Raw genomic sequence first — 10,185 nt, forward strand, 5'->3', positions numbered from 1 at the left:
TGAAGAGAAAGTTAGCTGGACGGCCAGGAAAATAGTCACATTGCTATAGGGAAGAACGCCTGAGTCTCTCCAGAGAGAGCAAAAATGCTCAACAGGCGTATATCGTTGTCGTGTCCGGGAATTGCTGACAAAGGTTCTTTGTCTCTACAGTGAAGGCCTTGATGAAAGCTTTATGGCTCGCATACGATATGCGCTCAAGAATGAAGATATTCATCTTGTTCAAGAAATATCTGTTTTGCACTCCAGCTTTGAACAAGCCCAGGATATTTTTGAAGATACTGCTAAGATTGATTTGATTATCGGATGCGGCGGTGGAAAAACTCTTGATGTGGCTAAATACGTATCCTTCCTTCGAAGAATACCCTATATTGCTCTTCCCACAGCATTGTCCAACGACGGATTCTGTAGTCCACAATGCAGTCTTGATTTTAAAGGCAAAAAACGCACGCTCCCTGCTGCGATGCCGTACGGTGTGGTTGTGGATACTGAGGTATGCCTGCGAGCTCCTAAAATCCTATGGCTTTCCGGTATCGGTGACCTTGTTTCCAAGATCACAGCTGTTCAGGATTGGAAATTAGCTTTCAATATTAAAGGAACTCAGGTAGATGACTTTGCAGCTCTTCTGTCTGATGCCACTGTCTTTCAACTGATGGCTAAACCGGAACACGACCTGGAAAGTATGCGGCTACTCGCAACAGCGTTAATGCTGAATGGTATTGCCATGGAAATCTGCGGGTCTTCTCGGCCGGCCAGTGGCAGCGAGCATTTGATATCTCACGCACTTGATCGCATTTGTAAAAAACCACGACTGCATGGCCTTCAGGTAGGGATGGCAACGTATTTGGTAAGCCATCTTTATGGAAAAGGCACCGAGCGGATCAATCGGCTGTTTGAATTGACCGGATTTTGGGATGCTCTTCGTCAAGACCCCTTCTCTCGCTCGGACTGGCAAGAAGCTTTTCTCCTTGCCCCTAAAATCAAGGATGATTATTACACAATACTTTCTCAGCCGGAGAAAACAGATCAGTTATGCAAGCTGATTCACACCGCCCTTCATTTACAGGAGTTTTTTATATGAAAGGGGTCGGTGATTCCTCATAAAATTAAACCCGTTTCAGGGTAATTGGGTTACCCCTGTTTTTTTTCGTTGATCCTTTGTTGCTGTGCCCGTTGCTGAAGAATTTTTCGCCATTTACTCAGGTGATCATGAATAACAGTTTTATGAGAAAGTCGTGAGCATGGCTCCCAGCTATACAGAAAATCCCATTTTCCGCAGGGCTGCAATATCCTCTGCAATGGAGCTGCCTGTGGTGGTCAGGTAATTACCCACAATGGCACCGTTAGCTCCGGCTGCAAAACAACGATATTGATCATCTCCCAACTGCTGCCTCCCTCCGGCAATGCGGATGACAGCATCTGGATTGATAAAACGGAACAGGGCAATAGTGGTCAGGACTTCTTCCACCGGAAGTGGTTCCAGTTCAGCAAAAGGAGTACCTGGAATGGGGGTCAGGATATTGATGGGAATAGATTGGACGCCTATTTCCCGGAGTTCTAAAGCCAGTTCAATCCGGTCTTCCATGGTTTCGCCCATGCCAATAATCCCGCCAGAACAGACCGACATACCAGCCTCTGCCGCAGTGATCAGGGTGGCGACCTTATCTTGCCAGCTATGGGTGGAACAGACCTCTGGGAAACGTTGCTCGTTGGTTTCCAGGTTGCAGTGATACCGGGTAATTCCGGCCTCTGCCAGCTGGTCAGCCTGTTCCTGATCAAGAAAACCCATTGAGGCACAGAGTTCCATAGTGGTTTGTGCATTGATTTTGGAATAGAGGTCAGACAGCTCTTTCCAGGTTTCCTTGTCCACAGAATGTCCGCTGGTGACCAGGGAAAGGCGATGTACCCCGTGGGCCTCGTTATCCAGGGCAATGTTGATGGCTTCTTTGTGATCAACTATGCCATATGTTGTTGTTCCGGTTTTATAACGGGCTGATTGGGCGCAGAAACGGCAGTTCTCTGTGCAGTTGCCGCTGCGGGCATTAATGATGGAGCAGAGGTGAAAGCGATTTCCCATGAAGTAGCGGCGAAGCTCATCAGCAGTAGTCCAGAGAGTTTCCTGGTTAGGGACGCGGGCCAGTGTGCAGGCTGTTTCCTGGTCAATACTGCCCCCTGCTCTAATATGTCCTGCGATTTGTTCTGGAGAGTCTTCAGGCTTCATCAGCTTGCTCCATCTTAAGGGGTTATATGAAAGTACCAGGTGACTCCTTGGGGGTGCCTGGCACTTTCATGATTTGTTAGTTAGCCCTTCCCAAGGGGAGGAGTGGTTGTTATCAGGATGACTTTTTTTTATGTTGTTCATCGTTCACAATGAGGCAAGGGGACTGTTGGAGGCCCTTGAACAATCATTTCAGCAATGTTTTTTTTGACTTTGGGATAGAGATGACGTTTTCTCTCAAAAAGGCGGGATTCTACAGAGGCCAGCTGACTGAGGATCTGGCTGCGGTTCATAGCCGGGGCATCGTTTGCTGCACCATATTTTTTCTCCACAATTTCCTGGCAGCGAAAGCAACCTGGAAAGCGTATGAATTGTTTGTCAGGCGTGGTCATGGTGGCTGGAGTTCCATGCGTTCGGCAGATCAGCATTCTGTGTTCATAGAGGCCGCAAAGACCATTATCATTGAGCGGGCACATGAGCTGGGGATGCTTGCCTTGGGCCAGTGGCTCGGCACTTTGGGCAATATACTCCTTAGCCCTGTTGATAATCTGTTCGCGGGTCTCCTGATCAAGAAGATTCAGTCCTTGCCAGAGATAGGCCCATTCACTGTAGGTATGATGGAGGAAATAAGAATCACAGCAATTATCCGGGCAGCCTTTGCAGGTAAGTCCTATTTCGCCAGCGACCTTATCGTACTCCTCCTGCAGAGTCTGATAGATGCTTGTAATTTCCTTGGTGAGTTCTGGAGACAGTGTTATTTCTTTCATTATTTCCTGGGAATGTTCCTGATGCGTTACTCTTGAAATTCTTGTTCATTAAAATGGCTGGCCTGATAGGTCTGTACAGTTAACTCTCCGTGTTGCCAGCTATCAGCAGGCAGGCCCGCCTTGATGCAGAGGTTACGGAGAAATGTTTCCGGTTCTGGAAGTTGCTCCCAAACCTGGGGGAGAAAGGTTGCGCCAGCACCTCCAGATGCTTTGAGAATGACTCCGTCAACACCGGGTTGTAAGCGGTTGATAAGGTCAATACTGTCTGTATATTCCAGATTCTGCGGTGGGGTGAGGACAGATATTTCAATGGTTATATCTGCCAGTTCATCCACAGTGAGCAGGGGAAAACGGTTATCGCGCAGGGCCGCATTGATGGCATTTCGGCGTACCCCGGCAGTGAGAGGTTCTAAGCCCAGAAGGCTGCCAATACAGCCTCGAAGCATTCCGTTGATATTCAGGGTGACAAAGACACCGCATCGTTGACGGAGTTCAGGGTCATCCAGGTCTTTTTCTGCAACCGGATCTGTAGCCTGCTGACCAAGTTCTTCCTCTATGGTTTGCCGGGCCAGTCGGAGCAGGATTTTTTTTTGGGGATCTGTGAGCATTTTTTTTTAATATTGGAAGAGCAGGCCCCTGTGCCTGCCTTGAAACATCGCAATTCTGGTAGGGGCACGGCATGCCGTGCCCCTACTCGCTGTTTTATTCGTCGTTATCAGGCAAGCTAAAACCGTTTGCCCAGGCAATCAGCAAGGATGCCAGGGTAAAATCATCCAGAATGCCGATGATGGGAATCGCTTCCGGGATAAGATCCCAGGGAGAGAGCACGTACATCAGGCCGAGGCCGAGTATTAACTTTACGTAGAGCGGTGTCTCTTTTGCCCTGAAGACAGCGACGGCATGCTTGGCCATAGCCAAGAGACGAGAAAAGAGGTTGAGCTGTTCCTTTGCCATCAGCCTACCACCTTACTGATAATATCTTTATCAAAATAATTTGAGCCCATGCCTGCATCCACCACAATGGTCTGACCAGTTATTCCAGAAGAGCGTTCAGAAAGGAGAAAGGCCGCAGTATTGGCAGCCTCTATGGTCTTCAGGGCCTTTTTGCGCGGAATTGCCTGTTCAGCAAAGAGGTAGGAGTCAATATATCCAGGGATTCCTGCTGAAGCTGAAGTCTTGAGCAGGCTGGGACCAACCGCATTAAAGCGGATCCGGGAAAAGGCTGAAAAGGATTTGGTCAGAAAGCAGAGTGAAGAATCCAGAGCCGCTTTGACCGGGGCCATATAACCGTAGTTCTCAGCAGCTATGCGGGTGGTGGAGATGGAAATGGTTACCAGGGAGGCGTCTGGAGCCAACAATTTTTTAAAATGATTGGCAATGGAGATAAAGGAAAAGCAGGATATATTCACAGCCTGGAGAAAGTCTTTCTTCACCGTGCCATGAAAGGGTTTGAGGCCCTCAGAGTAGTTGGCAAAGGCAATGGAATGGACAATACCTGCAAGTGGGCTACCAACCTGGTTAGCAATTTCGTCCCGCACCTGAATAATATTCTCTTCCTCCTCTACATCACAGCAAAAGACCGGACTGTCTGGAAAGAGTTTTTTGCAGGTCTTGGCCCGTTCCTCAGTCCGCACAACATGGATAACCTCTGCGCCTGCCTCCACTAATACTTTACCGATGACACTGGCCACAGATTTCTTGTTGGCCAAGCCAAATATAACGATTTTTTTATCTTTCAGTCCAAGAAAATCCATGTGCTTTCCTGTTTATCCCTCTTTTAAAGCACAGGCAAATTCGACCTGCACAGCAACCTTACCCTTGACCCGGACACTGCCCTTCATGAACCAGGCTGGTCCCATTTTTTCCTTGAGGCTGGCCCTGATTTCAATCGTATCACCAGGCCCGACCTCTCTTTTAAACTTGGCACCAAGAATTCGGGTCAGCACCGGAACCCCGGTTATTTCCTCCTTGCCCTGTAATGTCTCGCTGATCAGCAAGGCCCCGGCCTGAAAGACTGCCTCACAGAGAAGGACACCAGGCATGATAGGATAATCAGGATAATGGCCCTGAAAGACGTCAAGATCCGCAGCAAGATATTTTTCAGCCCGGATGTTCTCTTGGTCCAGTTCCAGGATCTGGTCAAGCCAGAGAAAAGGGGCACGGTGGGGAATCCGTTCTTGAATAAAAGATTGATCCATAGTCATTACAGCCCTCCTGTCACTTCCAGAACCGAGCCATTAATATAGGCAGCGTTTTTGCCAGCAAGAAAGAGGACTGCATCCGCCACTTCCTCCGGGGTTCCGAAACGACGGGCCGGAACCATTTTTTTATACGCCTTGACCTGCGCATCGCTCAGGCCGTCAAGGAAATCTGTGCCAATAAAGCCCGGAGAAATGCAGTTTACTGTAATTTTTCGTTTAGCCACTTCTTTGGACAGGGATTTCATCATCCCGACCTGGCCTGCCTTGGAGGCAGAATAATTGGCCTGACCAGCAAAGCCGAGATGGCCCATGGGTGAGGTGATAAAAATAATACGACCGTATTTTTGCTTCATCATCAGCTGGATCGCGAATTTGGTCATATTATAGCCACCAGTCAGGTTGACATCAATGACCTGATTCCAATCCTCCTTGCGCATCATTGCCAAGGCTGCATCCCGGCGGATGCCAGCATTATTGACCAGGATATCAATGGTATCAAATTCCTCTTCCACCTGCCGGAAAAAGCATTCAACAGCCTGATAGTCACTGACATCAATCCTGTGCAGTTGCAAGCGTTCAGGGCAAGGGCAGTTTGTGATGAGTTCTTCAGCTGCCCTTGTATTGCCATTATAGAGCCCGATAACTGTTGCTCCTTGTGCCAGCAATGCCTCTGTAATTGCCCGTCCAATACCTCGGGTGGCCCCGGTGACCACAGCTTTTTGTTCTGTAAAGGTATTCACTCCTATCCCAGTGTTAATGATTGCTGTTTATTCGCAGATGCGCCGATGAGCCACTCAATTTCCAGCTCAAGCTTTTTTTTGGAGCGTCGTTTACCGACCTCTTTTTCTGCTTTGACTTCCAGTTCAACACGATCTGGTATCTTCAACTTGACATCCTTTGTTCCCTGCTGGAGGACAACTTTGCCCTTTTCAATCTTCCCGGCCAGGGTACGGAGCAGTTCTGCCACCTCGTTCCGTGACATTTTTTCTTCTGTTTTAAAAAGTACGGTTTCACGTCCCATGAAGTTTTCTCCTATTGTTTTCAGAAAAAAAAGGTCTGTATTGTTTGGTTAATTGTATGCATAGCATAAATAATAGTCTGTTATCCGCTGGGCGTCAAATGGCAATCCTGGGAAAAAGGGAAGAAAAGGGTATGGAGGATAATTTTTTGTACCACACTGTGCGTGCCGGGTAAAGAATATACAGAATGAGTAACTGCAGGTGAAGGTGCAGGTGTTGAGGAAAAGAGTATTCGTTTCGTGCTGGTCTCGAAAAGGTGACGAAATGAAAAAATATAATCAGATATCTGGACAATATTGATGTTGATCATATGAGTATTACTCTTTTTTTTATTGTATTCCAAATGGTAAGTTCTCTTTGCATTGCATTCCTGGGGAGGTATTGAAGGGGGAGCGTTTTGTTCTTTCCGGCATGCTTTATGCAAATATATAATTAAAAATAAATAAGTATGGATAACCGAGTAAATTTTATCGAGAGGAGGCCGGTTATGTTACAAGAGAAAATAAAAGATACAAAACAGGCAGGAAAAAGCATGCTGGCAATGTACTCAGGTGAGTATATTATGCTTCTCTTTATGTGTTTTTTTGCTGTGGCCTTTTTGTTTGCCACTTTTTTGTTTTTGACCACTGGGGAAGAAATGATTTTTGTGAATGATATTCAGCTCCCCTTTCTCTCTTCTGTTCTTCAATGACCGTGCTCTCCTTCCCGGAAATCCGGGTTGCCCGTGTGGTCTGGGCATTTTGCCCGCAAGAATGAGGTGATTGCCCTATTGTCAGGGAGGGGATGTATATGGTTAACTGAAGATAGTTGAGGATGTTTATGTGTTTTCTGAAAACAGAGAACTGAAAGGAGTGGCAATATGAGTACAAATACGCAGACTGTGGTCAAAAGAGAATATGACTGCCCTCTGACCCATAAGCATGTTCATCTGAAGATAAAGCAGAATATTCAAGAAATGTGCCAAGAGCCGCAATGCTGTTCCTGTGTCGGACAAGGCGATTGCAAGGTGGTGCAGATTATTTACGGTATGAGCTATACCGTTGATTGGAAGAAATGTTCTTTGTACTCTTCCTTTACAGAACATTGATTTCCGTTTGTAGTACGTAGGACTATAGTTTTCTCTCTTTTTTTCTTTCTCTCCTTTTTTTCCTCCTCTGCAATGGTCCTGGTTCCCCTGTGATGATTTTGCCAGGATCGTTGCTTTTTCAATATTTCTGATTTTCCCCTGTTGTTTATTTTTTTCTTTCTCTTTTCAGATTGCTGAATATCTGTATGTTTTAGCTTGTGATGAAAAATATCATTTTGTTTTCAGTTGATTAGCTATTGACATGTTGGCCATGATGTTTTTTGATGAGTTTTTTTATAGTAAATATTGAGGATTCTTTTAGATCAGGAGACATACATGTTCAAATTCATTCATGCAGCTGATATTCATTGAGACAGTCCTTTACGCGGCGATAGTGCGGAGTGTTGTGATTAATTGCTTGAATTTTCTCAAGACATGCGATAGGTAAAGAGTTTTTACTCTCGCTTCAGGGTGTTTGCCCTCTTGTTTGGAGTATTGTTGCAGAGATATTTGATAGGTTTTGCCGATAACGCCTGAAGAAGGTGATCTTTTTTGTTTGTGCGCAAAAGGTTGTTGATAACCAACGAAGGAGTGTTTGCTCCTGACAGAAGGTTGTTTGCTATCAGCAAAAGGTTGTTTATTATCAAGAGAAGGTTACTGATAACCAATGAAGGAGTGTTTGCTTCTAACAGAAGGTTATTGGCTATCAACAAAAGGTTGTTGTTAATCAACGAAGGAACGTTTGCTATCAACGGAAGGTGTTTGATAACCAACGAAGGAGTGTTTGCTATCAACAGAAGGTTGTTGGTAACAAACAAGGAGCTGTTTGCTACTAACAGAAGGTTGGTAGCTATCAAAAGAAGATTATTTACTTCTGTCAAAGAGCTTTTAGTTATCAGCAACCGGGTGTTGCTGAGTGGAAGGTTCTGATACGGGAGAAACGATGCTCTTAAAATTTCGGTTACTCGTTCCGGGTTCCATGTTAGCTGCTGTATAGCGTGATAAGAGGAAAAATGGAGGCGAAAAGTGATAAGTGGAAAAGTTTTCCTGTTTTTCACCTCAATATCGGAATAAGTGGAAATTCGTGGAATCTATTACTGTCAATAGCATGGAAAGTTTCCACTTATTAATACTGTTAGAATCGAGAAAATAATATGAAATATTTAGCGACCCTTTTTGTAACCATCACTCTTCTGTTATCCGGATGTATCCCCTCAAATGAGACTGACGCCTCAGGTAAACTTTTTGAAGCGATACGAGCTCATGATCTTAATAATGTTAAACGGATTGTGACCGAAACAAGTATTGATTTAGACCCTCCAACACAACCCAACATGGTCAACAAAGCACTGGCCTATGCCTCTATCTATGGGGATTTGGAGATAGTTAAATATATTTTAGATCAAGGCGTAGAAATTGATGGAAAGATTGCTTATGGCGGAACTGCACTGCTACGAGCCATGGAAGTTAATAATAATGATATTTCAGAGTTCTTAATTGAATCAGGTGCAGACGTAAATATTCCGAATGCTTTTGGCGTCTCACCTATGATTGGATCAGCGATAAGCGGCAATATAAAATTGATGGAGTTAATCATCAGCCATGGTGGTGATATTGATAAAGCTCACAAAGTGGAAGTATCTCAGAATTATGGCGAACTTGCCTATAACCCAATCCAATGGGCTGTTGTTAGAAACAATACTGACTGCGTTGCATTCCTTATTCAGGCCGGAGCTGATTTAAAAATCAAAACACACCAAGGCGAATCACTGCTAGAACTAGCGAATAAAAGAAGTAATACGGACATCATCAAATTAATAGAAAACAAATTCTAACCAGAGCGTTCACCCTATCGCTTGCTCCGCGCGCTCAGAGTGACGCTTAACGTTGGGCTTAAAATGCAAGCATAGGTGCCTGGTAATCAAGATATGACGAATAGAATAGAATCTCTCGATTGGCTTAGAGGACTCATGGCGTTAGCCATCATGTTTTATCACTTAACATATTGGCATTATTTCCCCTTAGACTCGTCAGCCTTTCTCGGAAGATTAGGGGTGTATGGAGTATCCGTATTTTTTGTCTTGTCGGGACTGAGCATGGCAATAGTCTACTCAAAGTTTATAGTCGACAGGAAAAGTATCGTCGCATTTTATATCCGCCGAATTTTTAGAATCTGGCCGTTGCTATGGTTATGCATTGCGTTAGTGATTATTCCTACCATAGCGAAAGGCGGCGAGGTTTCATTAGAAAAAATATTTTTGAACTTAACCACCTTGTTTGGTTTCGTCTCGCCTGGTTCATATATCAATACTGGGGCTTGGTCAATTGGAAATGAGATGGTTTACTATGCATTTACACCAATCATTATAATGACTTACGAGAAAAGTAGCATTAAAGGCAATGTATTGCTTTTAATTTCATTTGCCGTGACTGTGGTGTTTTCATTTTTCTTGTTGGATTCAGAGATACCGCTTAAAGAGCAGTGGCTCACATATATAAACCCATTTAATAATTTATTTCTTTATGTCGCAGGAATCGCGATATATTACAATTCTTCCGTCAAAAAAATTAAGTTATCTCAGGTTCTTTTTCTCTTTGGGATAGCAATTGTCATTTTTATGCTTTATCCGGTTTATGGGGATAAAATCGCTATAGTAACCGGTGTGAATAGGTTGGTATTCCTATTTGCCACAATTCTGTTGGTTCTTTCGTTTTATAAATTTACACGGTACGACCTCATCCCAAAGGGAGTGCAGTATCCATTGGAACAACTTGGTATAGCTACATATGAAGGGTGTTGAAAAGAATATCTCAACGCCACACAAAAACAGTTGCTTAGATAATAAAAAGCCTGTATAATGAGGAAAAGTCAATAATGTTAAACCTTTTACTCATTTCAGGTGTTATGCACAATAAA

The 10,185-nt window shown here is 44.5% G+C and carries 13 protein-coding genes; 5 read left to right on the forward strand and 8 right to left on the reverse strand.

From position 1 onward, the window contains the following. Positions 1 to 121 precede the first annotated feature (121 nt). Complete coding sequence (locus L2082_RS16045; protein WP_446011957.1) at positions 122 to 1,078, forward strand: iron-containing alcohol dehydrogenase family protein; 957 nt, start codon at positions 122 to 124, stop codon at positions 1,076 to 1,078. A 171-nt stretch (positions 1,079 to 1,249) separates the two neighbouring features. On the opposite strand, the gene bioB is transcribed toward L2082_RS16045, so the two are convergent. The 8 genes from bioB to L2082_RS16085 form a co-directional block, all read right to left on the reverse strand. Next, positions 1,250 to 2,218 (reverse strand): biotin synthase BioB, encoded by a 969-nt coding sequence (bioB, locus tag L2082_RS16050; protein WP_446011140.1) that lies wholly within the window; start codon positions 2,216 to 2,218, stop codon positions 1,250 to 1,252. A gap of 137 nt (positions 2,219 to 2,355) precedes the next feature. After that, positions 2,356 to 2,982 (reverse strand): hypothetical protein, encoded by a 627-nt coding sequence (locus tag L2082_RS16055; protein WP_446011139.1) that lies wholly within the window; start codon positions 2,980 to 2,982, stop codon positions 2,356 to 2,358. Between the two features lie 26 nt (positions 2,983 to 3,008). After that, entirely contained in the window at positions 3,009 to 3,590 is a 582-nt protein-coding gene (amrA, locus tag L2082_RS16060; protein ID WP_446011958.1) for an AmmeMemoRadiSam system protein A, read from the reverse strand. A 94-nt stretch (positions 3,591 to 3,684) separates the two neighbouring features. Further along, positions 3,685 to 3,936, reverse strand: coding sequence for a YkvA family protein (locus tag L2082_RS16065; RefSeq protein ID WP_446010274.1), 252 nt, complete (start codon positions 3,934 to 3,936; stop codon positions 3,685 to 3,687). Then, positions 3,936 to 4,736 carry an enoyl-ACP reductase FabI gene (locus L2082_RS16070; RefSeq protein WP_446010273.1) on the reverse strand — a complete coding sequence of 267 codons (801 nt, stop codon included), beginning with the start codon at positions 4,734 to 4,736 and terminating at the stop codon, positions 3,936 to 3,938. Before L2082_RS16070 ends, L2082_RS16065 begins: the two co-directional genes overlap by 1 nt. 12 nt (positions 4,737 to 4,748) lie before the next feature. Further along, positions 4,749 to 5,186, reverse strand: coding sequence for a 3-hydroxyacyl-ACP dehydratase FabZ (gene fabZ / locus L2082_RS16075; RefSeq protein WP_446010272.1), 438 nt, complete (start codon positions 5,184 to 5,186; stop codon positions 4,749 to 4,751). Further along, positions 5,186 to 5,923, reverse strand: coding sequence for a 3-oxoacyl-ACP reductase FabG (fabG, locus tag L2082_RS16080; protein WP_446010271.1), 738 nt, complete (start codon positions 5,921 to 5,923; stop codon positions 5,186 to 5,188). The genes fabZ and fabG overlap by 1 nt, the downstream gene beginning before the upstream one ends. Positions 5,924 to 5,925: 2 nt before the next feature. After that, on the reverse strand, positions 5,926 to 6,204 hold the full coding sequence (locus L2082_RS16085) for an amphi-Trp domain-containing protein (RefSeq protein WP_446010270.1): 279 nt from the start codon (positions 6,202 to 6,204) through the stop codon (positions 5,926 to 5,928). Positions 6,205 to 6,689: 485 nt separating this feature from the next. Between L2082_RS16085 and L2082_RS16090 the strand changes: the two genes are divergently transcribed. The 4 genes from L2082_RS16090 (at position 6,690) to L2082_RS16105 (ending at position 10,069) form a co-directional block, all read left to right on the forward strand. Then, positions 6,690 to 6,893 carry a hypothetical protein gene (locus L2082_RS16090; RefSeq protein WP_446010269.1) on the forward strand — a complete coding sequence of 68 codons (204 nt, stop codon included), beginning with the start codon at positions 6,690 to 6,692 and terminating at the stop codon, positions 6,891 to 6,893. Between the two features lie 168 nt (positions 6,894 to 7,061). Beyond that, on the forward strand, positions 7,062 to 7,289 hold the full coding sequence (locus L2082_RS16095; RefSeq protein ID WP_446010268.1) for a hypothetical protein: 228 nt from the start codon (positions 7,062 to 7,064) through the stop codon (positions 7,287 to 7,289). A gap of 1,133 nt (positions 7,290 to 8,422) precedes the next feature. Next, positions 8,423 to 9,103 (forward strand): ankyrin repeat domain-containing protein, encoded by a 681-nt coding sequence (locus L2082_RS16100; protein ID WP_446010267.1) that lies wholly within the window; start codon positions 8,423 to 8,425, stop codon positions 9,101 to 9,103. A 93-nt stretch (positions 9,104 to 9,196) separates the two neighbouring features. Then, entirely contained in the window at positions 9,197 to 10,069 is an 873-nt protein-coding gene (locus L2082_RS16105; protein WP_446010266.1) for an acyltransferase family protein, read from the forward strand. The last annotated feature ends 116 nt before the right edge of the window (positions 10,070 to 10,185 follow it).

Source organism: Candidatus Electrothrix sp. (assembly GCF_052785085.1).

Coding starts and splice junctions, on each gene's coding strand:
- bioB (WP_446011140.1), bottom strand. CDS start 2,218: ATGAAGCCTGAAGACTCTCCAGAACAAATCGCAGGACATATTAGAGCA.
- L2082_RS16055 (WP_446011139.1), bottom strand. CDS start 2,982: ATGAAAGAAATAACACTGTCTCCAGAACTCACCAAGGAAATTACAAGC.
- amrA (WP_446011958.1), bottom strand. CDS start 3,590: ATGCTCACAGATCCCCAAAAAAAAATCCTGCTCCGACTGGCCCGGCAA.
- L2082_RS16065 (WP_446010274.1), bottom strand. CDS start 3,936: ATGGCAAAGGAACAGCTCAACCTCTTTTCTCGTCTCTTGGCTATGGCC.
- L2082_RS16070 (WP_446010273.1), bottom strand. CDS start 4,736: ATGGATTTTCTTGGACTGAAAGATAAAAAAATCGTTATATTTGGCTTG.
- fabZ (WP_446010272.1), bottom strand. CDS start 5,186: ATGACTATGGATCAATCTTTTATTCAAGAACGGATTCCCCACCGTGCC.
- L2082_RS16085 (WP_446010270.1), bottom strand. CDS start 6,204: ATGGGACGTGAAACCGTACTTTTTAAAACAGAAGAAAAAATGTCACGG.
- L2082_RS16090 (WP_446010269.1), top strand. CDS start 6,690: ATGTTACAAGAGAAAATAAAAGATACAAAACAGGCAGGAAAAAGCATG.
- L2082_RS16095 (WP_446010268.1), top strand. CDS start 7,062: ATGAGTACAAATACGCAGACTGTGGTCAAAAGAGAATATGACTGCCCT.
- L2082_RS16100 (WP_446010267.1), top strand. CDS start 8,423: ATGAAATATTTAGCGACCCTTTTTGTAACCATCACTCTTCTGTTATCC.
- L2082_RS16105 (WP_446010266.1), top strand. CDS start 9,197: ATGACGAATAGAATAGAATCTCTCGATTGGCTTAGAGGACTCATGGCG.